Origin of the sequence: Paenibacillus wynnii (assembly GCF_030812855.1) — a bacterium.
GTDB lineage: Bacteria > Bacillota > Bacilli > Paenibacillales > Paenibacillaceae > Paenibacillus_AQ > Paenibacillus_AQ wynnii_A.
This window is the reverse complement of record NZ_JAUSTK010000019.1, coordinates 25,637-51,492: the sequence shown is the minus strand read 5'-3', so window position 1 is coordinate 51,492 and position 25,856 is coordinate 25,637. Positions and strand designations below refer to the sequence as shown.

Annotated in this window: 26 protein-coding genes; 5 read left to right on the top strand and 21 right to left on the bottom strand. The window is 45.0% G+C overall.

Annotated elements, in window-relative coordinates; genetic code table 11:
* Positions 1-43 precede the first annotated feature (43 nt).
* A complete protein-coding gene (locus tag J2T20_RS17260; protein ID WP_307590447.1) occupies positions 44-343 on the bottom strand; it encodes a hypothetical protein in 300 nt (99 codons plus the stop codon).
* Positions 344-553: 210 nt separating this feature from the next.
* On the opposite strand from J2T20_RS17260, the gene J2T20_RS17255 reads away from it, so the two are divergent.
* Complete coding sequence (locus tag J2T20_RS17255; RefSeq protein ID WP_307590445.1) at positions 554-1,033, top strand: GAF domain-containing protein; 480 nt, start codon at positions 554-556, stop codon at positions 1,031-1,033.
* 372 nt (positions 1,034-1,405) lie between these two features.
* Here J2T20_RS17255 and J2T20_RS17250 read toward each other — a convergent pair whose 3' ends face one another.
* The 3 genes from J2T20_RS17250 to J2T20_RS17240 are packed head-to-tail and all read right to left on the bottom strand — an operon-like array spanning position 1,406 to position 6,185.
* Positions 1,406-3,838 carry a glycogen/starch/alpha-glucan phosphorylase gene (locus J2T20_RS17250; RefSeq protein WP_307590443.1) on the bottom strand — a complete coding sequence of 811 codons (2,433 nt, stop codon included), beginning with the start codon at positions 3,836-3,838 and terminating at the stop codon, positions 1,406-1,408.
* 55 nt (positions 3,839-3,893) lie between these two features.
* Entirely contained in the window at positions 3,894-4,997 is a 1,104-nt protein-coding gene (gene glgD, locus J2T20_RS17245; protein ID WP_307590442.1) for a glucose-1-phosphate adenylyltransferase subunit GlgD, read from the bottom strand.
* 24 nt (positions 4,998-5,021) lie between these two features.
* Positions 5,022-6,185 carry a glucose-1-phosphate adenylyltransferase gene (locus tag J2T20_RS17240; RefSeq protein ID WP_307590440.1) on the bottom strand — a complete coding sequence of 388 codons (1,164 nt, stop codon included), beginning with the start codon at positions 6,183-6,185 and terminating at the stop codon, positions 5,022-5,024.
* A gap of 418 nt (positions 6,186-6,603) precedes the next feature.
* Between J2T20_RS17240 and J2T20_RS17235 the strand changes: the two genes are divergently transcribed.
* The 3 genes from J2T20_RS17235 (at position 6,604) to J2T20_RS17225 (ending at position 9,620) form a co-directional block, all read left to right on the top strand.
* Complete coding sequence (locus tag J2T20_RS17235; protein WP_307590438.1) at positions 6,604-7,290, top strand: response regulator transcription factor; 687 nt, start codon at positions 6,604-6,606, stop codon at positions 7,288-7,290.
* Entirely contained in the window at positions 7,287-8,852 is a 1,566-nt protein-coding gene (locus J2T20_RS17230; RefSeq protein ID WP_307590436.1) for a sensor histidine kinase, read from the top strand. The genes J2T20_RS17235 and J2T20_RS17230 overlap by 4 nt, the downstream gene beginning before the upstream one ends.
* A gap of 201 nt (positions 8,853-9,053) precedes the next feature.
* Positions 9,054-9,620 carry an FAD-dependent oxidoreductase gene (locus tag J2T20_RS17225; protein WP_307590434.1) on the top strand — a complete coding sequence of 189 codons (567 nt, stop codon included), beginning with the start codon at positions 9,054-9,056 and terminating at the stop codon, positions 9,618-9,620.
* Between the two features lie 603 nt (positions 9,621-10,223).
* On the opposite strand, the gene J2T20_RS17220 is transcribed toward J2T20_RS17225, so the two are convergent.
* The 10 genes from J2T20_RS17220 to J2T20_RS17175 all read right to left on the bottom strand — a co-directional run bounded on the left by J2T20_RS17220 (position 10,224) and on the right by J2T20_RS17175 (position 20,149).
* The gene (locus tag J2T20_RS17220; protein ID WP_307590432.1) at positions 10,224-11,204 is read right to left on the bottom strand and encodes a glycosyltransferase family 2 protein; all 981 of its coding nucleotides are present in this window, start codon (positions 11,202-11,204) and stop codon (positions 10,224-10,226) included.
* Positions 11,205-11,285: 81 nt separating this feature from the next.
* Positions 11,286-13,445 (bottom strand): glycosyltransferase family 39 protein, encoded by a 2,160-nt coding sequence (locus J2T20_RS17215; RefSeq protein ID WP_307590430.1) that lies wholly within the window; start codon positions 13,443-13,445, stop codon positions 11,286-11,288.
* Between the two features lie 220 nt (positions 13,446-13,665).
* Positions 13,666-14,217, bottom strand: coding sequence for a DUF1697 domain-containing protein (locus J2T20_RS17210; protein ID WP_307590428.1), 552 nt, complete (start codon positions 14,215-14,217; stop codon positions 13,666-13,668).
* 27 nt (positions 14,218-14,244) lie between these two features.
* Positions 14,245-15,060, bottom strand: coding sequence for a phosphotransferase family protein (locus J2T20_RS17205; RefSeq protein WP_307590427.1), 816 nt, complete (start codon positions 15,058-15,060; stop codon positions 14,245-14,247).
* Between the two features lie 14 nt (positions 15,061-15,074).
* On the bottom strand, positions 15,075-15,371 hold the full coding sequence (locus J2T20_RS17200) for an antibiotic biosynthesis monooxygenase family protein (RefSeq protein ID WP_307590425.1): 297 nt from the start codon (positions 15,369-15,371) through the stop codon (positions 15,075-15,077).
* A gap of 22 nt (positions 15,372-15,393) precedes the next feature.
* Positions 15,394-16,020, bottom strand: a complete 627-nt coding sequence (locus J2T20_RS17195; protein ID WP_307590424.1) for a hypothetical protein — start codon at positions 16,018-16,020, stop codon at positions 15,394-15,396.
* 91 nt (positions 16,021-16,111) lie between these two features.
* A complete protein-coding gene (locus tag J2T20_RS17190; protein WP_307590422.1) occupies positions 16,112-17,215 on the bottom strand; it encodes a GerAB/ArcD/ProY family transporter in 1,104 nt (367 codons plus the stop codon).
* Positions 17,216-17,244: 29 nt separating this feature from the next.
* Entirely contained in the window at positions 17,245-17,448 is a 204-nt protein-coding gene (locus J2T20_RS17185; protein ID WP_307590420.1) for a hypothetical protein, read from the bottom strand.
* 2 nt (positions 17,449-17,450) lie between these two features.
* Complete coding sequence (locus tag J2T20_RS17180; protein ID WP_307590419.1) at positions 17,451-18,611, bottom strand: Ger(x)C family spore germination protein; 1,161 nt, start codon at positions 18,609-18,611, stop codon at positions 17,451-17,453.
* A complete protein-coding gene (locus J2T20_RS17175; RefSeq protein WP_307590417.1) occupies positions 18,608-20,149 on the bottom strand; it encodes a spore germination protein in 1,542 nt (513 codons plus the stop codon). The genes J2T20_RS17180 and J2T20_RS17175 overlap by 4 nt, the downstream gene beginning before the upstream one ends.
* 293 nt (positions 20,150-20,442) lie before the next feature.
* Between J2T20_RS17175 and J2T20_RS17170 the strand changes: the two genes are divergently transcribed.
* Positions 20,443-20,760: an MGMT family protein gene (locus J2T20_RS17170; RefSeq protein WP_307590415.1), complete on the top strand. Its 318-nt coding sequence runs from the start codon at positions 20,443-20,445 to the stop codon at positions 20,758-20,760.
* Here the strand turns inward: J2T20_RS17170 and J2T20_RS17165 are convergent.
* The 7 genes from J2T20_RS17165 to J2T20_RS17135 form a co-directional block, all read right to left on the bottom strand.
* Positions 20,757-21,428 carry a DUF1361 domain-containing protein gene (locus tag J2T20_RS17165; protein ID WP_307590414.1) on the bottom strand — a complete coding sequence of 224 codons (672 nt, stop codon included), beginning with the start codon at positions 21,426-21,428 and terminating at the stop codon, positions 20,757-20,759. The genes J2T20_RS17170 and J2T20_RS17165 overlap by 4 nt on opposite strands.
* Before the next feature lie 126 nt (positions 21,429-21,554).
* Positions 21,555-23,333 (bottom strand): SulP family inorganic anion transporter, encoded by a 1,779-nt coding sequence (locus tag J2T20_RS17160; protein ID WP_307590412.1) that lies wholly within the window; start codon positions 23,331-23,333, stop codon positions 21,555-21,557.
* Positions 23,334-23,441: 108 nt separating this feature from the next.
* Positions 23,442-23,768, bottom strand: coding sequence for an ArsR/SmtB family transcription factor (locus J2T20_RS17155; RefSeq protein ID WP_036650522.1), 327 nt, complete (start codon positions 23,766-23,768; stop codon positions 23,442-23,444).
* 12 nt (positions 23,769-23,780) lie between these two features.
* Positions 23,781-24,179 (bottom strand): hypothetical protein, encoded by a 399-nt coding sequence (locus tag J2T20_RS17150; protein ID WP_307590409.1) that lies wholly within the window; start codon positions 24,177-24,179, stop codon positions 23,781-23,783.
* A 240-nt stretch (positions 24,180-24,419) separates the two neighbouring features.
* Positions 24,420-24,710: a putative quinol monooxygenase gene (locus J2T20_RS17145; protein WP_307590407.1), complete on the bottom strand. Its 291-nt coding sequence runs from the start codon at positions 24,708-24,710 to the stop codon at positions 24,420-24,422.
* An 18-nt stretch (positions 24,711-24,728) separates the two neighbouring features.
* On the bottom strand, positions 24,729-25,364 hold the full coding sequence (locus J2T20_RS17140) for a nitroreductase family protein (RefSeq protein ID WP_307590405.1): 636 nt from the start codon (positions 25,362-25,364) through the stop codon (positions 24,729-24,731).
* Positions 25,365-25,398: 34 nt separating this feature from the next.
* On the bottom strand, positions 25,399-25,827 hold the full coding sequence (locus J2T20_RS17135) for a MarR family winged helix-turn-helix transcriptional regulator (RefSeq protein WP_307590403.1): 429 nt from the start codon (positions 25,825-25,827) through the stop codon (positions 25,399-25,401).
* Positions 25,828-25,856: the final 29 nt, after the last annotated feature.

The following is a 25,856-nucleotide window of genomic DNA, read 5'->3' as shown; positions in this document are numbered from 1 at the left end:
AGAATCACTACCCACTACAAACGCTGTTATTTTAGGAAGCCTATTACTTCGTTGCTCCGGCAGCTTTCAAGGGCTTAAGTACGCCGGTGCTGAGTACCTGAAGTTTCGCCTGTATATCCTTAAACTCCTCAATACCAGTACGGGTAATACTGTAAGCATCATCGTGTGCAGTTAAGAAATTGCCTTGTGTCAGCCGCTCCAGCTCCTGCTTCACTTCCCGCTCTGCTACACGGTATCCCAGGTCCTCTAATTCAGGCTGCATATCCGTTACCGTCAGGTCTTTCTCATGGGCAAAATAAAGCATGTGAATTCCCATAAACAAATTCTGTATATCGGCGCGCATGTCTCACTCCTTCTGGCCAAGAGCCTTCAGTATCTTAATCATCATTACCCTTCGTCACTGGCCTGGAAACATATACTCAAGTTCAAAACCCCGCATCTATCGGTAACTAACTTATATTAACTCTGTTAACCCTTGACGTAGCTTGTAAGCTGTATTATGTTGTAAATTACAGTTAAGTTACTGAGTCAACTTACAGAAAGGTGATGCTTCATGTTTCAGGCTATGCCTTATGATAGTACACGCAGCGAGCGGTTTGAATCTGTTCTAACCCAGCTGGTGGCACTTATTCAAGATGAACCCAATTCTATAGCCAATCTGGCTAATGCTTCAGCCCTTCTTAAATACTCTTTACCGGACACGAATTGGGCCGGCTTCTATTTATATGATGGAAACGAGCTCGTGCTTGGACCGTTTCAAGGACTCCCTGCCTGTATTCGTATACCGCTGAACCGCGGTGTGTGTGGAACAGCCGCTTCTGAACGGCGCACGCTTGTGGTAGGAGATGTTCATGCATTCCCAGGACATATTGCTTGTGATGCCGCCTCCAACAGTGAGATTGTCGTTCCTTTGATCAAGGATGATCGCCTCTTGGGTGTACTGGATATCGACAGTCCGATTAAGCACCGTTTCGATGATGAGGAGCGCCGCTTCCTGGAGCGTTTTGCAGCCATTATTACGGAGGTTATTTAGCTAAAAGCTGCTTGGTGATTGGCGTAACTGCAGTGAATGTTTAGACATCCGCCCGCTGTTGTCCCCAGATTTATTTGCACTAATTCAAATCCTTAAAAGCTAAAAAACGAGCCAGTCTCCGGGTTATTGGAGAGTGGCTCGTTTTCATTTTTAATCCGTAGTGGGTTCTTTGGGCTGGTTTTGGAGAAATTGTTGAATGGTTCCGCTGAAACCAGCGGAGAGGACGGAATGATTGCGTAAAAGCGTTAGCGGTCGCCTTTGTCTTCGGATGTACACTGCTAAGTGTAATTCAAATACATCTGAAGACAACAAGCTACTTACGCAACGTTCCGTTCGCGTAGCGCCCCAGTTACCATTTTGTAATGGATTAGATTAGAACCGAACCGGGCTGATATTCCAAATTTCTGAAGCATATCGACTAATCGTATTATCACTGGAGAATTTACCGGAGTGACCTATATTAATAATCGACTTCTTCAGCCATTCCTTCTGATTCCGATAATCACGATCAATTTCGACATGTGTTTCGACATAGCTTGCAAAATCCTTCAACACAAAGTACTCATCATTGTTATCCAGCAGCGAATGGAAAATTTGATCGAACTCTTGAGTATGGCAGCAAATAGGCCCTGGCGAAACGAGCTGATCCAATACTTCCTTCAAGCGACTGTCCTCATTATAAATATCGCGGGCGTAATATCCACCGTATTGATAATAATCAAGTACCTGCTCGGCACGAAGGCCAAACAGAAACATATTATCATCACCGACCATTTCGTGCATTTCCACGTTAGCACCATCCATAGTCCCAATGGTAAGAGCACCGTTCATCATAAACTTCATATTCCCTGTACCGGAAGCTTCCTTGCTGGCGGTTGAGATTTGTTCACTGACATCTGCTGCCGGAATGATTTTCTCAGCCAACGAAACGGAATAATTCTCCAGAAAGAATATACGAACTTTACCTTTAACGTCCGGATCATTATTAACTACATCAGCAACGGTGTTGATCAGTTTGATCGTGCGTTTCGCCAAGTGATAACTAGGTGCTGCTTTTGCTCCGAAAATGAACGTACGCGGTACCATATCCATAGAAGGATTTGCTTTGATTTGATTATAAAGATGCATAATATGAAGAACATTAAGCAGCTGACGTTTGTACCCGTGGAGCCTTTTTACATGCACATCAAAGATCGAATCCGGGTCAACCTTCCCCCCGTGTTTGGTGCTAATAAATTCTGCCAACCGCAGTTTGTTTTGTCTTTTAATCCCTGCGACTTTTTCTTGGAAAGAGGAATCCTCACAGTATTTAATAAGGCCGATCATTTCCTGCGGATGCGTAATCCAGCGTGTACCAATAGCTTCATTGATCAAGTTGGTAAGCGGAGGATTCGCATGCAACAGCCAGCGGCGATGGGTAATCCCGTTCGTTTTGTTATTGAACCGATGCGGGTACAACTCATTGAACAGCTTCATCTCGCGTTTTTGCAAGATTTCGGTATGAAGGGCGGCCACGCCATTCACACTAAAGCTGCCTACAATAGCCAAATGGGCCATTCTGACCTGATCCCCATAGATAATTGCCATTTGTGAAATACGGTCCTGATCCCCGGGATAACGGTCCATCAGTTCACGGCAGAAGCGTGCATTGATCTCTTCAATAATCAGGTGAATACGCGGTAAAAGCTCCTTGACCATATTAACAGGCCATTTCTCTAACGCTTCACTTAGAATGGTGTGGTTCGTATACGAAACCATACGTGTCGTTATATCCCATGCTTCATCCCAGCTCACGCCTTTCAGATCCATCAGAATCCGCATAAGCTCCGGAATAACCAGTGTAGGATGAGTATCATTAATGTGTAGCCCAACCTTATCAGGAAGCGTGTCATAAGGAAGCCCCAGCTTATCAAAGGTACGGAGTATACTTTGCAGACCTGCGCTGCAGAGGAAATACTGCTGCTTCAGGCGGAGAAGTTTACCCTCGTACTGGGAATCATCCGGGTATAGGAACTCGGAGATCGACTCCACAGATCGTTTATACTCTAGGAACTTATGGTAGTCAGCACCACCCCGGGTACCAAACATCCTGCCCGGCTGGGTAATAGACTCAGCGCTCCAGTTACGAAGAGTATTCACATGCCTCCGATCCGCACCAATAACAGGTACATCGTAAGGTACTGCGCGGACAGCCTCATAGTCCTTATGTTCAAAAACTAATTGGCCATCCTTCTCATAGCTGTCGACATGTCCCCAAAACTTCACTTCCACCTGCTTGTCTTCACGACGTACTTCCCATACGTTGTCCTTCTGCAACCAGTAATCGGGTAGTTCAACCTGGTACCCGTCTACGATTTTCTGCTCAAACAAACCATATTTGTAACGTATTCCGGTGCCATGCCCTGCATATTGGAGTGAAGCCAGTGAATCCAGGAAACAGGCTGCCAGACGGCCAAGACCACCGTTCCCAAGGCCTGCATCAGCCTCTTCTTCCTCAATATCCTTAAGACAAAAGCCAAGGTCTGCCAAACCTTCGCGCACTACCTCCAGCACGCCCATATTCAGCAGGTTGTTACCGAGAAGCCTGCCGATCAGAAACTCCATTGAAAAATAGTAAACCTGCTTCCCCTTATCGGCCTTGAATCTTTGATTGGTTTCCACCCAATTTTTGCCGGCATTCTCGCGGATCATGTTGCCCAAAATATTGTAAATATCGGCATTGGAAGCTTCTTCGAGCGGTTTGCCCAGATTTCCGATGAGTTTCTCGCGGAATACTTGTTTGAAAGTTTCTTTATCGTTAAACAATAGCAGGTTCCTCCTCACAGAAGCTTTTAACTAAACGGCAGCGGCAATTAGCGGTTTATATTTTACTGCTTTTGGCGATGACGAATGGCCGTCTATGATCTCCAACAAGTATCCGATCTTTGCTGAGATGAACGTCTTTATCCATAATAACATTTTCAATTACAGCATTCTCATCAATTACACATTTTTGCATGATGACAGAGTTCGTGATTCTCGCTCCCTTTCGCACCTGCACTCCACGGAAAATCACGCTGTTCTCAACTTTCCCCGCGATGATACAGCCGTTCGCAATAAGCGAATTACTGACATCTGCGCTTTCTAGGTAACGAGTTGGCGCTTCGTATTTAATTTTGGTCTGCACCGGATTTTCTTTAAAAAGGCTGAAATAATTGTCCGGCTCCAAAAGCTCAAGACTATTCTTATAGTAGCTCTCCAGAGAGTTAATAACCGCATGATAGCCTTTGTACTCGTAGCCGGCAATTTTTAGATTATGCCGATTTTTTTGGATCACATCCCGGAAAAAGTAGCTTTCTCCGTGGGCAATGCTGTATTTAACCTTCTCTAGAAAAAGTGCTTTCTCCATAATAAACATATCCAGATACAGGTTATGATGATCCTTCTCATGATGGATACCTATTACATTATTATGTTCATCTACCTCAACACGCTGGCAAAGATCATGTTCAGGCTGAAGCTGATCCACTTTTTTGTAGACCACAGTAACATCGGCGCCTTTTTCCAAATGGTATTTATACATATCTTCGATATCCATTGTCGTGATATGCTGCGTGCCGGAGAAGACTACATATTTGGCAGATGCGCGTTTGAAAAAGTCCAGGTTATTATGGAAATGCTGTAAATCACCTAAAGAAGTATCCGTTGGATCATTCCAGTCCGGAGGCAAAATAAACAGCCCGCCATGCTTGCGGTTCATATCCCACGATTTACCGTCACCCAAGTGATCCATCAATGAGCGGTATTTACGGCGGACAAACAGCCCAACGCTCTCCAGATCGGCACGCATCATGTTGGAAAGAACAAAGTCAATCAACCGATAACGACTCGCAAAAGGCACGGCCGCACCGGAGCGGAAGTAGGTTAGTTCATTTAAATTATCCAATTCATGGTCCAAATTGATAACACCCATAAGTTGCTTCATCGGAATCCACCATCCTCTAATCGATTATATGGTTTTGGCTGCGATTGGTTTTTTCTTTTTGCTTTTCTTGTCAATAAGCAGGATATCATCTTCATTCTCCCGCTCAATGCCAATATCCATATTATCCTCGATTACTATATTTTCGCTGATGATGGCTTTGTGAATCCGTACGTTTTTTCCAATCTTAACTTTAGGCATGATGACCGAGTCCGTAATAACACTACCTTCACCCACCTCAACTCCATAAAAGAGGACCGAATGGTTAACCTCGCCGTGAACAATGCAGCCTTCATTAACAATGCAACTGGAAACCTTTGCACCCGGAGCTACGTATTGAGCCGGTTGGTTTGGATTTCGTGTGTAAATACGCCAGTTCGGATCGTTCAGGTTAAGCGGCGGATTGTCACAGAGCAAATCCATATTCGCCTCCCATAAGCTGTTCACTGTACCCACATCTCTCCAATATCCTTCAAATGGATAAGCGAAGAGGGAATTGTTATTTTCCACCATCATAGGAATAATATCTTTACCAAAATCATGGGATGACAGGGCATTCTCCCCATCCTCCAACAGGTATTTCCTTAATACATCCCATTTAAAAATATAAACGCCCATTGAGGCCAAAGTACTCTTCGGCTTAGAAGGCTTCTCATCAAATTCATAGATTTTGAGATCTTCATCCGTATTCAATATGCCAAAACGACTAGCTTCCTCCAGAGGAACATCGATGACAGAGATCGTGCAGTCTGCATTTCTTTCCTTATGGTATTGAAGCATTGCGTTATAGTCCATTTTGTAAATATGATCGCCTGAGAGTATAAGCACATGCTCAGGATCAAATTGATCGACAAATTTCAGATTACGATAAATTGCATCCGCAGTCCCGCGGTACCAACTGCTCCCATTCTCCCGTTCATGCGGCGGCAATACGAATACCCCGCCATTCTTCCGATTTAAGTCCCAGTCGTTTCCTACTCCAATATAAGAGTGAAGTACAAGGGGTTCATACTGGGTTAATACGCCAACCGTGTCAATTCCCGAATTCGTACAGTTGCTTAAGGGGAAATCAATAATTCGGTAGGTGCCTCCAAAATAAACGGCCGGCTTAGCCAGTGACTTCGTCAGTGACTTCAACCTTTTGCCTTGGCCTCCCGCTAATAACATGGCCACCATCTCTTTTTTCTTCATGGAAGAGCCTCCTTGACCTTTAAATAGTAAAGCGGCGAAAATTAGTTGAGTGAATGCAAATAGAGGTGAAAATTAAAGAAATGTGCTTAATTAGGAGCTTGGTAAGATTAAAGAACGGGGAAAACCACACAGAAAAGGAATTATCAGACTGGAGGGGGCTCTCCAAACCCTGATGTTATCCTTATTGTAATGTGTTCGCTAGCCGCCGTCAAAACCCTTTATCATATCCAAAAAACACCTCTATTTCTATTATAGTCCTTATTAATACACTTAACTTCTTATATTATGATTAACCAATATGATTAACCGTGAACGATGTTTTTTAATCAAATAACAAAAGATTTGGGCAATCTTCAGCAAACGTTCAACCCGTTATGTCATAATGTTGCTAACTACTTTTACAATGGAGGGACCTGGATTGAAAGCCGCTCAAGGTGTACGACTTTTATTGGTGGACGACGAGCCTCATATCTTGCAGTTCTTGGAAATCGGACTGGTCAACGAGGGATTTGAAGTACAGACTGCTTCCGATGGTTTATCAGCTATAGCAATAGCCGCCGACTTCAAACCGCATGTAGCGATTCTTGATGTTATGATGCCAGGTATGGACGGCTTTGAAGTATGCCGTTACCTCCAAGCCGAGGAAAGTGAAATTGCTGTTATCATGCTTACCGCCAAAGATGAGGTTGATGACCGTGTCAAAGGCTTGTCTATCGGTGCGGATGATTATATGGTCAAACCTTTTAGCTTTGACGAGCTTCTGGCCCGGATTCAGGCAAGGCTACGCAATCATTTCCCTGGTCTGCTCGGCGAGGTTCGCTGCGGCCCATTCAGAATAGACGGACGCCGAAAGGAAATCCGCCACAAAGATGAGATTTTGGAACTTTCACCTACAGAGTATGAACTGCTTCAGTACCTTATCATTAATCACGGCCTGGTTCTTAGTAAAGCCATGATATTAGACAAGGTATGGGGTTATGATTTTGGCGGAGAGGAGAATATCGTCGAAGTGTACATCCGCTCCCTCCGCGAGAAACTCGGAGATAAAGAACACCGAACCATCCGTACTCTTCGAGGCTCTGGTTATCGGGTGGATCTCATATGATTTCCCGTATCTCCCGCCTTATTCACCGTCTCGCAGCCCCCCGCTCCCTGAGGAAGCAGCTCCTTGCCATCTCGATCTTAATTCTGTCAGGATTGCTGCTGCTCATCGGGGTGCTGCAATATTTCCTGATGAGGGATTTCATCTATAGCAACAGAGCCGAGTCTATGGAAACTCAAATACGTTCTGTACCCCGTGAATTGTTTTTCAACTTTCTTAATTACACAAGTGACGGCTTACTAAATGGGGGCTTTGCAGGGGAAGAAATTACATCTCCGAATGGTAAAAACGTCGGTCCTAAGCTCCCGTCTGGTGGTTTGCGTTCTGATGGCAATAGACGCCCTCTCCTACTGGACGCCCATACGACAATTGCTATCTACAGTTCAGACGGTACCTTCAGGGATTTCCAGCAAGAAACATTGTCTGATTCGACTGCACCCAGGCTTTCCGATGCTGAATACAAGGATCTGCTGCTACATATAACAGAACGGGCAACCGGCAATTACAAACTCATAACTGCCGAAGACGGCAGTGAGCATTTGGCCGTATTCATGAGTCTGGGTCGACCGGGTGATGCCAAGCTGCTACTGCAAATGAGTATGGATACAGGTCCTTTAAGTGATGTAATCATGCAGCAACTGCTTATTTTTGCAGCTTTGTCATTGGTTGCTTTACTGGCCGGCCTCTTTATGTATCTGCCTGCGCTGAGAAAAACACTAATTCCTTTATCCAATATGGGGGAAACTGCTCATATCATTGATGCAGGCAACCTGGATGTACGATTTCCGGTTGAACAGGGACAGAATGAAATTGACAAACTGGCTCTCTCTTTTAATAGTATGTTGGAACGTCTGGAGATATCCTTCCACAATGAAAGGGAGGCTAAAGAGCAAATGCGTCGTTTTGCCGCCGATGCCTCCCATGAGCTGAGAACTCCTCTTACCTCCATTCATGGTTTCTTGGAGGTCCTACTCCGGGGAGCCGCTGATAACAAAGAACAACTATACAACTCGCTGCACAGCATGCATGGTGAATCGAAACGGATTAACAAGCTGGTGGAGGATCTACTGTTGCTGGCCCGCATGGACGGAGCTCCACAGCTGCAAGTTATGGATCTGCTGCTTGGAGAAGTCATTTCTGAGATGCAGCCACATCTCCTGGTGCTGGCCGGAAATCGAGAGGTTACCTTCGATATTTCTTACGGTATACGCGGTAGATACGATCCCGATAAGATAAAGCAGGTTATCCTTAATCTTTTTCACAATGCGGTTCAGCATACGGACCCCGAGAAGGGTACTATTGATATGGCTATGCATTACAGGAATGCTCATGTCGAGGTAACCATACGAGACAACGGTTCCGGTATCTCAGCCGAGCATCTTCCGCATATATTTGACAGATTTTACCGCAGCGATTCATCGCGCACACGCAAATACGGAGGATCGGGCCTAGGATTATCCATCACAAAATCTATCGTTGAGGCTCACGGCGGAGAGATAAAGGTAAGCAGCGAACCCGGGGCAGGTACATCCTTCACCATCACCCTTCCTTGTCTGAAGGATTAGCTACGGGGCTGTAATTAACGTTATAATAGTAAGTGAGAATGCTCCACAAAACTCAGTGTATGCTTTCGGAGTAGTTTTGTTATGACGTTAGTTCGTAAGAAGTAATGCTCCACAAAACTCAGTGTATGCTTTCGGAGTAGTTTTGTTATGACGTTAGTTCGTAAGAAGTAATGCTCCACAAAACTTTTAGGAGGTTGGGACATGTACGAAATCGCCGTAATTGGAGCGGGACCTGCTGGTGCAAGCGCAGCCCTGTTCGCCGCAAAGGCAGGTAAGAAGACGCTGCTTATCGACAATGACAAGGGAATGACCCGCAGAGGATGGTACGAGAACTACTACGGTATTGCTGAAATCGGGGGCCCCGACCTGGTCGAAACCGGACATAAGCAAGCTGTAAAGTTTGGTGCAGAGCTTGTTGCAGAACAGGCCGTTAATCTTGTACCAAGCGGAGCCAGCTTTATGATTGAAAGTGAAAGTGGAATAACCTATGAAGCGAAACATGTCATTCTGGCCACTGGCGTTCTAACGGATCTGGCTGCTAAAGCTGGCATAGAAACAAAGGATGGCACAGAGCCGAGAATTAAAACGGTAATAGCTGTTAACGCCGAAGGCAAAACAAATATTTCAGGCATTTGGGCCGCGGGAACCGTTGCTGGAGTTAGCGTCCATGCGATCATTACTGCAGGTGACGGAGCGAAGGTTGCTATTAATGTAATTAGCGAATTGAACGGCGCACGATACGTCGATCATGATGTTTTGAAATCCTAATATCCTCACGATCCGGAAGATGGACATTTAAAGTCTATTTTCCGGATTTTTTCGTCACATGAAGACATTGGAGAGTGTTGGGAGCTACGTTTCAGCGTTTAAGTGTACTTTATACAACTAAAACATCCAACATACCCGAACCGCTCACTATAGTTGCACTTTCTACACTTATATCTACATTATTCGGCAATAATGCCTCTTTTGCGAGATTTTAGTTGCACTTAATACAATTAAAGCTCTGCGAGGTCCAATTTTGGCCCGAATAGATGTATAAAGTGCAACTAACCAGGTCAGACCCGAGCCTAGTTTCCGCCTAAGTTGCTTCATACCACGAATCCAAAGCTACTTTTACTCTTCATTCCGCCTAAGTAACCTCATCCTTTCATGCATCATGAGGAATCCATCCGAATAAAGGGGTGGCTATAGAAGTGGGGGACGAGTAGATGTTTGTTAGCTAGCATATAAAAAAAACTGTCAAAAATGGTAAGGTAATTCACCTCCATTTTTGGACAGTTTGGTTTCCTGTTTTTTTGCATAATATTTAAGTTGAGGCTTGGGTCTCGTGTTTGGGTTTAATGGTTGAGGCTTCTGTTAATAGGGTCATTATTTATTAGCGCTTACCCACTGCTGATCTTGTACTGTCTGCGGCTTCCCTCCATAAACCTCCTGAACAATGTAGAGCGGACGCCCCTTGGTCTCATCATAAATTCGGCCGACATACTCACCGAGAATGCCCAGCATAATTAGTACGAAGCCGTTAAAGGTAAGGGTAATTCCGATCATTGAAGCCCAGCCCTTGACTACAGATTCCGTGAAAATAACCAAATACATAACATACACAAGGTACAGAAAACCCGAGGCCGATAATAATGCCCCCAAATATCCGGCAAGCTTCAACGGTTTATACGAAAAGGATGTGATTCCATCCAGTGACAGCTTAATCATCCGCTTCAGTGGATATTTGGTTTCTCCCGCCAGACGTTCATCCCGCTCATACTCAATAGCCTTCTGACGGAAGCCCACCCAACTGACGAGTCCCCGTACAAAACGATTTTTTTCCGGCAGACGCTTTAATTGATCGCATACCTTTCGGTCAATAAGTCGAAAATCGCCGGTATCCACCGGTATGGAGATGTCTGTCGAATACCGGAGCACTCTATAAAACAGGCTGGCTGTCCATTTTTTGAAAAGGGACTCTCCGTTGCGCTTCACGCGTTTGGCATAGACGACTTCGTAGCCTTTTTTCCATTCTTTAATCATGTCGAGGATCAGTTCAGGCGGGTCCTGTAAATCAGCGTCAATAATGACAACCGCATCACCCAATGCATAATCCATACCGGCTGTAATGGCAATCTGGTGCCCGAAATTACGGGACAGGTCGATTAGGCTGACGCTCTCATCCCAAAAGCTGTATTCCTCTATCATTTGTGCGCAGTTGTCGGTGCTGCCGTCATTTACGAAAAGAAGCTCGTAAGCCTCGCCCGTCATTCCCATTACTTTCTTAATTCTACGGTACGTTTCTTGTATGACCGCCTCTTCATTAAACATGGGTATAATAATGGAATAGCGCACTTTGGTACTCATCCAGCAGCTCCTCCTTAAATTGGTGAAGCACGCTGAGTTAGGTATGCTCAAGAGACGCGCTTCAGGTTGATAAATCTCATTTTATTTCAGTGTTACCTCATACAAAGTGCCGCTGCTGTTAGCTGTTCCTGTTGTTCCTGTTGTTCCTGTTGTTCCTGTTCCCTGCCAATCAGCTGCCGGAATCTCTGTTCCATTCTCGGTAATCCATGTTGTCAGCTCAGAATTCCCACCGCGGCCGCCGCCCATCCCACCGCTGGATACAAGGAAGTATTTCACTTTTCCACTTTCCACTAGAGCCTTAAGCGTGTCTGCGGTATATACCGTATCTGACGCAGAGAATCCGTTCAAAATCACAACTTTCGCACCTTCGTCCACGATATAAGGAGCTGCTGTATTATAGTCCATAACGGCGAACAAGTATTTTTCACTGGTGTTGTGACTCTGTAAATAGGTTAGCAATGATTTGTTGACCCCTTCACTTCTGCCCATACCACCCGGGAAGCTGCTTGTTCCAATATTGGTTCCGCCCGGCATCATTCCGGCATTCCCTATCTGGCTTAGCATCTGAGCATTGGGTTGGAATCCACCCATTTCATTTCCGCCCGTGGGCCCCGCCGCCGGTAACATACTGTTCTGGCCATAAGTAATTGGTGTCAGTGCCCAATACATCGGCCCAATCAGCAATACCAATAAACCGGCTAATCCTGCCGCATATGCAAATGGTTTTTCTTTTCCCTTAAAAGCTGCCAGCAGCAGGGCAATCAACGCTCCTCCGATCAGAATACCGATGGACCAGCCGCTCCCGATTGTACTGTCATACGGATGGATGATGTACCATTGAACCGCTGTTGTTATCAGCGTTGCAGCAGGCAATAGCCAAGATAGCCAACCTGAACGTTCTCGGTACAGACTCCACAGCTCAGTCCAGCCTGCACCCGCCAGTGCGGCAATCGGGGGTGCCATCATGATCAGATAATATTGGTGAAAGAAGCCCGCGATGCTGAAGAACCCCATAATCGGCACCAGCCATGCCAGCCAAAACAATGCTTCTTTATGCTTTTGGGTAAAGTTAGTACGGCGCAAGCTTGCGAACAGTCCGATGCAGGCGAAGGCTACAAATGGAAGCAGCCAACTGGCCTGCCCCGACAGTTCCGACTGGAATAGACGCAGCGGACTCGCTGTTCCTGTATTAAACATTCCCCCACCTGAACCTGCACCTGCACCGCCGCGGTTTCCGAATCCGCCTCCGTTATCACCAGGTAGGGGGCGCCCTCCGTCGGTACCGTTACCTGCAGCTCCTGTCTGACCGCCGGGAACTAAAGTTCCGCCCTGTCCTGCAGCTGCTCCTTGACCTCCTGTTCCGTCCATTCCAGGCATCTGCCCGTTGAAATTCGGCATCTCTCCATTGCCATTTATCCCCGGCATTCCGCCTCCGTTCCCGCCTCTTCCCTGATCCCCTGTTAAACGGGATACTCCGTTATATCCAAAGGCTAGATTCAGTACAGAGTTGGTTCCGCTGCTCCCGATATAAGGACGTTTGCTGGCAGGAATCGAATCCACGATAACCGCCCAAGATATAGATACTGCGAGCAATACAGCCGTGGATGCGGCTAATACACCTGTTTTCCTCTTCCAATTCACCTTCGCTGCCAGTATATAAAAGAGGTAAAAGGCCGGCAGAACCATATAGGCCTGCAGCATTTTCTCATTAAAGCCGACCCCAATCAGCGCAAACGCAGCCAAAAGGCTGCCTATTTTATTACTCTTAGTTCCCTTAAATAGGAACCACGCGGCCAGCAGGAGGGTAAATACGAGCATGGCATCAATGTTGTTCGTACGACTGACCGCAGCAGCCACCGGTGTGGTTGCCATTGCCAAGGCGGCTAATCGTGCTGACATCCTGCCGAAGGTAGGCTTCACCAGCAGATATACCAGTAGTACAGATCCAACCCCACCCAAGACCTGCGGCAAAATTACACTCCAGCCATGCAATCCGAAAATCAGAGCACTAAACGTCTGGATCCAGAAGGTTACTGGTGGCTTGTCAACCGTTACCGAACCGGCGGAATCCAGGGATACAAAAAAGAAATTATGAAAGCTTTGCAGCATGCTCCCCACTGCGGTGGTGTAGTATGTATTCGCATATTGATCATTCCAGATTCCATAGCCGTACAGAAAAGCTGCAAGCACCAGAATGCCTAACAGAACAACATCCGAACCCATTCTTTTGATAAACTTCATATCTCCACTCCTTATCTAATATAACTTTATAACTAGGGCCGCCCTTATATCCGGTTCAACCTTTCCGTAGATAAATTATTGCATCCCTACCTTAACTCTCAATGAATATAGGCTGAATGTTTGCTGAACGTCCTTTAGGGGACAATCCAGCGTCACCTGAACGCAAAAAAGCCCCCAAGAGGGGGCCTAGCCTTGCTTATTCTGCATGCTATAAGTGCGATTATGGCTTTTCTGCTCTACCTAGAGCAACGAGTTTATTCACTGTATTCCAATTGCGGCTTGTAGCTGGCATGCCTAGCAGTTTATCCATTGGAACTTTAAAAAGCGCCGACTGACTTACACTGACCTCATAGAACACGTACATTTCTTTGCCGACAAACCTTAACTTATCCGGCCATTCCACGTAGGGTTGCAGCTTTTCAAGCGCCTCAGAAGAGGGTTCAGAGGTTAAGAACGAGACATAAAGCCTTTTATAGTCCTCTTGCTCGGAGAGATCAAAAGGGTTGTTCTCTATCACCTGCTCCAGTTCCTCCAGCGTTCGAAGAATAACGGAAACCTGAAATCCGTATACCTCTTTGATCCGCAGCTCAATCAACCCGCCAAGCAGCTCAATCTCATGATTGTTGCTCTCAAAAATAACATTGCCACTCTGAATGTAGGTCCGGACATTATCTAATTCGAGAGACTGGAACAGCAACTTTAAATCCTGCATTTTGATAATCTTGTTACCGCCGACATTAATGCCGCGCAAGAGCGCAATATAGGTAGTCAAAAGTCACCGCCTCTCCTTCTTCTTAGTTCATTCTCTAACCGACAGCGTCTTCAGACGTTTTCGAATTTCCGTAAGAAGCTGCTCTTTTTCCGTGTGGGGAAGCCATTCTACCAATCGTGCTGCCGCTACCGGTAGTACCCATTGATCTATATCTGCATAGGATTGACCTGATAACCTGAGATACTCGCGGATGTATCCCTTCGTTAATCTCTTCCTAATGAATCCTATCATTAATTTGACTGGTAGAGGGGCTTGTTGAGGTATAGCTCCTATACTGAACATAATCACCGACCGTGCAGCGTCACCATTAGGATCTCCGGCTAATCCAGTCATCCAATCAATAATCCATGCTTCTTGATCCAAAAGAACGTTATCCGGATGAAAGTCTCCGTGGCATAACTTGTGATTCTCCGGGAGGTTCTCCAAATAGGACAAAATAGCCGATTTTTCACCTATATCAAGCATCGGTGCCTCTTTAATACATCTGCTTAACATTTCCTTTTGATGCCCTATCTCTTCCGTAGCGTCAAGCTTATGCAGGCTATAGTGCAGCTCTGCCATCATTTTGGCGTATTGGCTGACTCTCCAAGGATTCTTGCTAATCATCTTCAGTAGCGAAGGGCCCTGAATCTGTTCAAATACAATACCTTTTCGATCATCAATGGATATGAGTTCAAAAGGCTTCGGGCTACGTATACCCTGCGTATACACGAACTGACTGATTTTGAACTCACGGAGTATATTCTGTTCTGGAATGTTCTCCCGGTATAGCTTCACAATCGTCTGATTGGTGTGCTGCAGTATCTCTGCTGTCCTTCCTTCTCCTATAAGCTCCACCTTCACTTGGATCCCCCTATTTAATCCAGACTTATACGGGTAAAGTGTTCTACTACTGGAAAGGGGCTGTAATAATGATGCAATAGGCCTTTCCATTCCTGATATTGAGTGGATTCTCTGAACCCTACAGTGTGGTCCTCCAAATTGCGCCACTTTACTAAGAGGAGATACTTATGATCATCCTCTAGACATTTTTGCAGCTCATGCCCCAAATAACCTTCAATAGAAGAAATTAGAATAGATGCCTCTTTAAAACTATGCTCGAACTCGTTTGTTAAGCCTGATTTTACCTGCAGCATCGCAACTTCCAAGACCATACCCATCCTCCTCTGAATTCTCTTAGATCCTTAATGCACCCCGGAAATATTCATGATATAAATTAATAATCACAATAAGTATCGCTAGAGATTCGTTCACAGTACCCACTTCCAAAGAGTGATTGGCATCATCTATTCTATACACTTTGATATTATTGACAGTGCTAATCTCAAAGGAATGCTGCTCCGTAAACAACTGATCAATGCTGCCGTAGATCACACTCCCTGCACTTTGCTGAATAAAGGGTATCGTTTCTTGCAGCGGAGTTAAATACAAATGTGATGTCTTCTTCTGTATTTCCAACTCCTCAGCGATTCTTCCGGCAATGACCGTCCCCATACTTTTGCTAATAAACAAAAACTTCTCGTATACAGGTAGCGAGGTAATAGCGGCTTTACATTCATCAACAACAATATTCATTTGTTCACGTTGCAGATCTACCCTCGCACTTTGATAACCATACTCCAGTAACAGAATGTCGCAGTTATACTCCTTCGCTACCTTAGCCGCATACTCCAGCAGTGGCCGTTCCGCCGAATAGTTTTTCCCGGGAAAAACAACAGCCAACGCCTTGGAGCCTTGCGTAATATGTGTATGTCTGACTTCTCTCCCCCAATATGAAGGCATAAGAATATGATTTACGCTCATAGGCCATTCTCTCCTCAAACAACAAGATACGGATGTTTTCCATGCCTTTATTATAGCTATTCTATGTAACGTTTGGAAATATTACTAAGGCTTAAGATGATTTTTGCTTTCGATTCCCTTTTTTTCTAATGACTAGCTCGGCCCCAATCCATAATATTAGCGGGATAATTACCTGAAACGGAAGTGCATAATATCTATAGGTTTCAAAGGCAAAATGCTGCATTTCAAAAATATCTTTAAATATAAAATCTGACATATAGACCATGATAAGCCCCATTTGAAGCACAACTGATCGGTAACTTTTTAAATTAAAAACTTTAGACATTCCTGTGCTGGCTACATATAAACATATGCTGACTTTAATAAATAGAGAGGTACAAAAAACAATAGCAGACGACCCCTCAATTCTCGTTAAAAAGTCGCCCACATTTATTCTGCTGACAGCCACATAGGATGGAAAGTAAAGGCTTGTTAGTGCGTTAGGGCCAAGTACCAGCAGGTTTCGCACAGAAATAAATGTAATCAATGCGCCCGCGATCAACAAGCCGCTTAGAAGTATCTTATAGCCCGATCCCTTTTCAGGAAGAGCCCGAAATGTACCCAGAAACAATACCGTTTCGGCAAAGGGAAAAGTAAAAGCACCAAAGGTATCATTTAAGATAGGTACCCAGCCCGGGTCTAATACAGGTCTCAAAAAATCAAAGTTGAACAAGGGGAGGGCTAAGATTTGAACGATTATGATCACGAAGATACTGAACACGAGTAGAAGTCTAGCCGTTCGCCCCATCACTTCAATTCCTGCTTTAACAGCCGAGATGCCGAGCAGACCCACAAAAAGCATAGGAACAATCATGGGTGTTTCTGTCAATGCAACCGTTCTACAGAATTCCCCGAAATTTCGCAGAACCAGCGATCCAAGATGCAATGCATACCATATATACAAACAGGAAAGTATTTTACCTCCGATTTTCCCAAACACGGCGACTAGAATGTCAAAAAGATCTTTGCCCGGAAAAAGAACACTCAATCGAGCATAGATCATAAGAAAGGGTACAACCAGCCCCAAGGCGAGAAGTAGCGCAATCCAACTGCTGCCGCCTGACTTCCCTGTTACCCCCATAATTAGTGAGCTTCCAAATACAAACAGGATGATCATACTGATATAATTCCCTGCGGGTACAATCTCTTTATTCATACTTTAACCCCCGTTCAAACCTCTATTTTCTAGAAAATTTTCCCCACCCATTGTACAATCCACGGTGAAGGGCTGGGAATCTGCCAATCCATGGCCAAGGCAACTGCTATCGAGAAAGATAATAGACATAACGCAGAGGTTACATAAAAATCACGTTTCAAACCCTGCTTCAGCAATCCATAGGGATCAATCCACACGATACCCACATATAGAAGTACAATCAAAATGCTCATATTTAATCACCCGACTTTATAGATCTTGTCGTTTTGGCACTGGTCTCAATAATCACTTTAGGTTCAACCACAACCTGCAGTTCAGGAAAGATCTTGTCCCAATCTTTCTCCATATTATTCCATTTCTTCGGCATATTCATATGAACATTCGCTCCAAATCCAAAAATATCTGACTTATATTTCTTCTGAACTTTATGAATTACGGCAAGCATGTTATTCTGCATCTGCTGCTCTGCAAGCTCCTCAATCTCTTTCTTCTTTTCAAAATCAGGGAATCCATTCGGTGTCATCACTTCATCCAACCCGGTTTTCGTTTCAGTGCTGATCTGTATTTTCAGTTTTCCGTTAACCCATACTGGCTTTATTTTTGTTTTATTAGAGAAAATCTCAAGGGAGTAAGCAGGTTTTCCTTTCTTATCATTAACCGGCAGTATCCCCCCTTTGATCTTATTGTTGACGAAAAGCATATATTTAGTTTCTTCCCCGATGAGTGTTCCAACCATTTTATCTTTTTCAAAAATAGCACACCCGCTGATTCGCTCCGTTTTTCTATTATCTCTCTCATTGATATAGACTAGCGGCGCTATAGAATGCTGTCCCGGAGATTCCAGCTTGTCAAAAAAATCCCAAATGTCTGAAACAGGAGCTGTACTCACATACTTCTCATGTTGCATCATTTCATCAAGCTCAAAAGACAGAATCGTATTCTTTGTTTTGTTCAAGTTTAGAATATCCCTGGCTCTCTTCTCTTTGGTAATAAACATATGTACATCTGAACGGGTCTCCGTATCTCTGCTGTACCAATCAATAACTCTTAATACCCCCTCCTTGGCCACCTCTTCACTAATAATAATAATCTTGGCATGGCTCCAGAACAGCTTGTTTCCTGTCATAGTGATCATACTCCGGACAATATCAAACATCGTATCCCCCGCAAGAGAGCTAATGGTGGAGCTGGCCTGATTATCACCACCCCCTCCCCCCCCTGAGGTATCAATCGTCTCAGCGGTCAACAATATTTTGCCACTGGATTGTTCCTTATCGATGGCTACACCGGCTACAATTGATATTTCCTCGACCTCCGTGTAATTCCAGCAGCCCGAGATGCTGAGAAGAATCAACACAGAAAGTATTGCGGACAACAATCTCTTCACTTGAGTCATGGCCTGTTCCCAGGCTTTCTCTTTCGATTGCGTGCCCCGACAATTACCGGATGAAGATACAGATGCCACCACGGGGCTCTGAACACGGAATCCTTAATATCTTGAGGTTTGATAGAGCCCACTTTGAGCATGTATGAAACTCCAAAGGAACGAAGGCTCATTAAGTGAATAACTATAGCGAGCAAACCCAAAAAATATCCATATAAACCCATCAAGAAAGCGGATAGCAACAAAAACAATCTGATCACCAACAACGGCCCCGTAAGTCGAGGGTTAAGCAGTGATGTTATGCCTGTTACGCCAACAACAATAACCATGGGGGCGCTGACGATGCGGGCATCTACCGCAGCCTGTCCAAGCACCAGCGCCCCCACGATGCTTACGGCCTGCCCAATAGCGGCTGGTATTCGGGCCCCTGCTTCGCGCAGGATCTCAAATACAGTTAGCATTAGTATCGCCTCGACAATGGTGGGGAAGGGGACCGCCTTTCTCGCATTGGCAATACTGAGCAGCAACATGGTAGGCAGCATTTCCTGACTAAAGGATACCAATGCTAAATACAGGGCAGGGATACTAATGGACAGAAAAGCCCCCATTACCCTTAGCATTCGGTTAGCTGAAGCAAAATAAAAATTAAAATAATAATCCTCACTTGTCTGAAAATTCTCTACAAATAAAAACGGTAGTGTTAGTGCGAATGGGCTGCCTTCTACCAGCAAAGCTATTCTACCCTCCATCATTTTACCGACCACAGAATCCGGGCGTTCCGTGCTCCCAATCATTTCAAATGGCGAATATGGCTCATCTCTGAGTAACTCCGCAAGATAACCCGAATCCGCAATATGATCCACTTTAACTTGTTCAAGCCGCTTTTGCAGCTCCTGTAGAATATCTGGTGAAGCCAGATTTTCCAGATATACTAGGCATGTCTGTGTTTTGGAACGTGTGCCTATCTCCGTAAAAATAATTTTTAAGTCGGAACTCTGAATTCTTCTCCTAATGAGTGACAAATTAACGGGCAAAGACTCTGTAAAACCCTCACGAGGTGCCCTGACCCCTTTTTCTGTGGAGGGCTCTGAAATGGCACGAGTCTCCCAGCCCTGTACATTAAGACTTAGACCTTCGGAACTTCCATCTACGAATAAGACTGAAAACCCAGCTATAATGGCACTAACTAAATCATCCGGCTGCTTAAAAAGTGTTACTTCACTAATATTTACAATCTGGGTCTGTATTTTATCTATAAGCCCTTCAGCAGGCAAGTCCTCAATATCACCGAAGTCAAAGCTCATAAGCGGCCTTATAATAGCTTCCTGAATAAGATTCCGGTCTGCCATACCGTCAATATAGATCAAGCCACAACGAATTTCCTTACTGTACGCATTGTTAATCATTCTTGTTCTGAGCGTTCCATCATCGGCAAATATTCTGCGAAATAAGGCTAGATTCTCATCCAATGAGGCACTAAGCGATAGAGACGATAATGTCTTACTTGAAGAAGACTTTTCTTGATTATTGTCCGTTTCTTGCACAGACATAGGGTCTCACTCCCGCCGCAATAGAATTTGTTAAATTATCCCCACAGACGTTCACTCCTATGCATCTTTGTTATCTCAAGAAGAAACGGCTTTGCCGTCCTTAATGGGAGCCTATGCTTCCGAAGCAGCGATACTCCGTATCGCTTTCAGGTATCCGTTTCTCGTAGAAATATAAGCAAAGTGTGCTGAAAACATATACTTTCTTATATTTCAAAAAAAAGAAGCCGCAACCTGCGGCCTCTGTCCACTCTGTTATAATTGGGTTACTACTACTAGGTAAAGGAGTTCTCGCAATGACACCGTTCACGGAAAAAGTTATCCGCATTATTCAATCTATTCCAGAAGGAAAAGTTATGACCTATGGAAGCATCGCCTTCGCTGCAGGCAGTCCGCGCGGAGCACGACAGGTCGTTCGAATCCTTCACTCTATGAGCCGTAAGTATAATTTGCCGTGGCACCGAGTGGTTAACGCTAAGGGGATGATCTCCCTCACTGAAGACGAGTCCAACTCCATGCAGAAGCTTCAGCTCCTGGGAGAGGGCGTTATTTTTGATGAGAAACACGCGATTGACCTTACGAGATTCCAATTCTTCCCCGATCTGACAGACTAGCTTTTCTTCCCGCGCGCATTTAGAAAACTATAGAGCGTAGCGTAAATAACAAGCAGAACAAAAGTGATGAACAGGCTGAAAAATACAGACTGCCGATTTAGACTGTCGACCATAAGCTTGTAGAGCTGATGCCGATCCGTTAGTATATCCCAGCTATTAAGACGGTATACCCTGCCAAGCAGAACGCCATAGCCGCCCAGAGCGCAGGCTGCCAGAACAAATACCCAGGATAAGAGCAAGCTGGTTTTGCGGTAAATGACAGACTGAATTTGATATAACGAGAAGAAACCAGTCATCCAAGCACTCCAGGTAAATAACAACAGCATGGTAAGGTCATACCAATAGCGGCTTAGTACTTCGCCCTCGACTATGTACCTCTTGTTCCTTATCGTTAGATGCAAGAGATCGGTCATGATGTACGGGGCGTTCGGAAAAAACAACAACCATGCCGCACAAAGAGGAAGCAGGAGAAACCCTCCTCTTTTCCATTTGTCCAATTGGTAAACAGTCATCGAGAACATAAAAGGAATCCACGCTAGAAACAAATTCCAGATCAGAAAAGCATAATACGTATCAGTACGCAACGAGATTACACGATACACGGCAAGTGTTGCCAACGACAGAGCGGCCAAAAGCATAAATACTTTTGGATAATTTAATTCCTTCATCGGTTTAAGTTCTCCTCCGCAACAAAGTTACATGTATTAGCTACAATTGTACAAATAGGCAGAGCAGACGTCTATATGAATTATAAAAGCCCGGACACTGGGAGTGCCCGGGCTTCATTTGATTTCTTAAATTCCGCCGCGGAGCTCAGGCATTACCCCGGCCTTTGCGCGTCCTTTGAAGGAACGTTGGCTTAATACTTCATCCATACCTGAGAGGGCGCTACATTCTCTGAAGGCAGAATGTCTGCAGCCTGCACATTTACTCTTATCGACAACGCGCAGCGCATCATTGATAGCTTCACCGGTATGCTCGTAGAAATGTTCTGCACCGATGCTTTCATACAATCCCGTCTTTCTCAGCAGACTGAGCGGTTGCGGTTGAATACTCGATATCATCAGTTTTCCCCCGTTGGCCTGCAGCTGCTTCACCAGTCCAGCCAAATTAGCCTCTCCGGTGGTGTCCATGAATGGGACCTTTGCCATGCGCAATAAAATAACAGTAGATTCATCCGGACCTGAACCGGGCATCGTATCGTCGAATTTATAAGCAGCCCCGAAAAATAGCGGTCCCTCTACATTGTAAATCCCAATCTGCGGGCAGTCATGATTATCTGTAACCATGTGCGCTGCTACCTTAACTGAAGACGGATCAGGAAGTACCTTGGAGACCAAGTGAACCTCGCCCATCCGTTTTACAAAAAGAATTACGGCAAGAACAAGTCCCACCTCAACCGCAAGTGTCAGGTCAGCAAACACCGTCAATAGAAAAGTGATGAGCAGAACCAATGAATCACCGGTTTTGGTCTTTAGCAGATGAAGGAACTCCCTACGCTCGCTCATATTCCAGGCGACAACCATTAGGATAGGTGCCATAGCAGCGAGCGGTATAGCTGAAGCATACGGAGCAAACAGCAGAAGAATAAGAAACACAACGACTCCGTGAATTACCCCCGATATAGGTGAGGTTGCCCCGTTCTTAATATTGGTAGCTGTTCTGGCAATAGCCCCGGTTGCCGGAATCCCGCCGAACAGCGGAGCGATAATATTGGCGACCCCCTGACCGATTAGCTCATGGTTACTGTTATGACGTTCTCCGGTCATGCCGTCTGCCACGACGGCCGACAACAGCGATTCAATCGCACCCAGCATGGCGATTAGGAATGCAGGGCGGATCAGAGAAACGATGCGGTCCCATGTGATCACTGGAAAGTGAAAACTCGGAAGCGTATTAGGAATAGCTCCATATGCAGAACCGATGGTAGTCACCTTGCCGCTGAAGAACAGTGCTGCAAGTACCGTAGCGATTAAAAGACCGATTAGGGATCCCGGCACCCTTGGCGCAAATCGAATGGTCAGCATCACAACAATGAGGCAAATTGCAGCCGTCAGAATGCTATAGACGTTAATTGTGGAGATATGGAGACCAATCTCCCTCATATTATCCACGAATTTCTCGTGCCGCGTCATATCACGCAGACCCAAGAAATTCGCAATTTGTCCGCTGAATATGATAACGGCAATGCCTGCGGTAAAGCCTATCGTCAGCGGCTTGGGGATAAACTTGATCAGAACTCCAAGCTTCAAGAATCCCATGATGACCAGAAACACTCCTGCCATCATTCCTGCAATCAGCAGGTTCTCATATCCATACTGCATTCCTATAGCGAATAAAATGGGGATAAATGCACCTGTAGGTCCGCCAATTTGAAATTTGGATCCACCGAACAGTGAAATTAGAATACCCGCAACAATGGTTGTATAAATTCCGTACTCCGGCTTCACGCCTGAAGCAATAGCAAATGCCATCCCTAACGGGATGGCAATAACACCGACGATTGTCCCTGATATCATATCCTTACGTAAAGAAGAAAGAGTATAGCCTTGAAAACGGCCCCAGCCTGTCATGATCTAACCTTCTTTTCTCTAAATATCTGATTATTTGAATATAATGTAAACATTACTCCTGCACGACGCTATTGTCAACGTCCAAATAAGGCTTAATATATCCAAATTTCACTCGCTACGTATGCCTTCCAGCAAGGAAATAGTATTCACAAGATGATTATCGAATATTTGCTTAGTTACGGCCAAAAGGTCCTTAATTAAGGGATCTCGAAGGGAATAGATGACTGAGGTTCCATCCTTGACGCTGGCTACCACATTTTTGGCCCGCAGCACAGCCAGTTGCTGAGATACAGCAGAGCCCTCAGATCCTAAAATAGCCTGAAGTTCATTTACATTCTTCTCACCTTCGCTTAGCAGTTCCAATATACGAATACGCATTGGATGCGCCAACGCCTTGAAAAATTCGGTCTTAAATTGCTGAATATCGCTGTTCATGACTTGAGCTCCTTATAGCTTTACTTCTGAATCGACTATTATCATATCATATATCCGGAGCTCAGCCGTCTTAACCTCTACAAAACTACCAAGAGCCATAGGTTCACCCAGACACTCGAACATAATTAAGCTGTCACCTACCTGAAGAAATGCCGATCCGTCCTCCTCAATGTTCTCCAGCCTGCCGGTAAAAGTAACATGATCCTTATCCAGCGTCAGACTGTATTCAGCTGCTGCCGGCAATATATCAATCCATCTCATTAAAAGCTGATTAATCTCGAACTCTACCTCATAGTTATGGCCCAGCGAAATTGCTGCTCCGCACCATATGCCTTTGCCCTCCCCGTAGGGTGAAGTGAAGAGGACCTCGTCTTTTCTTAATCCGCGCCCGGTAATTGTTATTATCATCATAAGCTCCATCTATAATATTGTAGTTGTGTTAATTATACATGAGGATTGTAATGGCCGTTCAAGTATAATTCCGTGTGGCAGCGTTTAAATAGGCAACGGCCTTGAGGAATGCCGATGAACAGCTATAGATACCCTAAAGTTTGGATGTGTAAACGTGTGAGTTTCCCACTAGTAAATAACAAAGCGCTCAGGCAATTAGATGCCTGAGCGCTTGTTATTTAAGTTCATTGAAGTTGTTAATTATACTAGATTGCCGCTATAGACCTTAACATCTAACGGTGCAGCCAGGAAGGTTCCCGCTTTTGCCGCAAACGCTGTAAAGTGTGCACTTGCATTATGTTCGGAGACAGCCTCTGAATCACGCCAGGTCTCCACCATAATAAAGTCATTCTCATGCTCTGTATGTCTGTACAATTCATAGGATTGATTGCCTTCTTCAGCCACCGAAGCAGCAATCAATGGTTTAATTTCCTCCAGAAATTGAGCCTGACGCTCTGGAAGCACATGAAAAACAGCATGGATAATGATCATTATTTCTTCAACCTCCTCTTATTTCCAATCAGTGATCTTGTCAATTGGAAGGCGTACAGATGCGTAGCCTTCTTCCGCTGCTTTGCCGATGGAAATAAGCATTACAGGGATGTAACGTTCCTTGTCCAAGCCGTAAGCTTCAGCGATCCGGTCCTTTTCATATCCGCCAATCGGGTTGGTGTCATAGCCGTGAGCACGGGCTGCCAGCATAAGCTGCATAGAAACGAGGCCGGCATCAATCAGAACGGTATCTTTATTCACATCGGCAGGTAATGTTGAGAAATGACCAGCCAATGCGGTAAGCTGTCTTTCCTTCACATCAGCAGGCATTAATCCACGTTCAACAGCAGCGCCATAGATTTCTTCAGCATAATCGAAGTTGTTCAAATCTCCAAATACAGCAATGACCGCAGAGGACGTCTCTACCTGAACCTGATTGAACTTGGCTAATGGAGCCAGCTTCGACTTTCCTTCCGCACTTTCAATAACAATAAAACGCCACGGCTGCATGTTCACCGATGAAGGGGCGAGTGTAGCTTCCGTAAGTATTTCGGTCATCTCTTCCTTACTGATTTTAACAGATGGATCATATTTACGAATGGAGCGGCGACCTGTAATTATGCTGGTAAAGTCATTGGTTTGTGTAGCGTTCATATTTTATTCTCCTTTTGTTTTTAAAATATTTGTCTTATAGCAATCCGATATTCTGTTGTATGCGTGTTAGTAAATCAATCAGCGCTGTGCGGTCCTGCTCGTCGAAATCAGTAAGTAACCCGTTAATAAATTGATTCTTTTCTTTACGATAGGAAACGATTTTTTCCCGGCCTTTTTCGGTAAGGGACACAAGTGTAACCCTATTGTCAGCCGGATTATTACGACGGGTAATTACCCCGTCTTCTTCGAGCCCCTTTAAATGTCGGGTGATCGCCGCCGCATCAATATCAATAGTCTTTTGTAATGATATCTGGCTAATCTCGTTAACCTGGAACAGCTCTTGCAGAAGACGCAGACGGGAAGGACTGATACCGGCACAACGTTCGAATTTGGGGCCGATACCCTTATTTAAAGACTGCAGCAGCTCAAAAATGTGATCTTCCTGGGGACGATGCTCAGTCATAATTACCCCCTCTATTATGTGATTAGTTG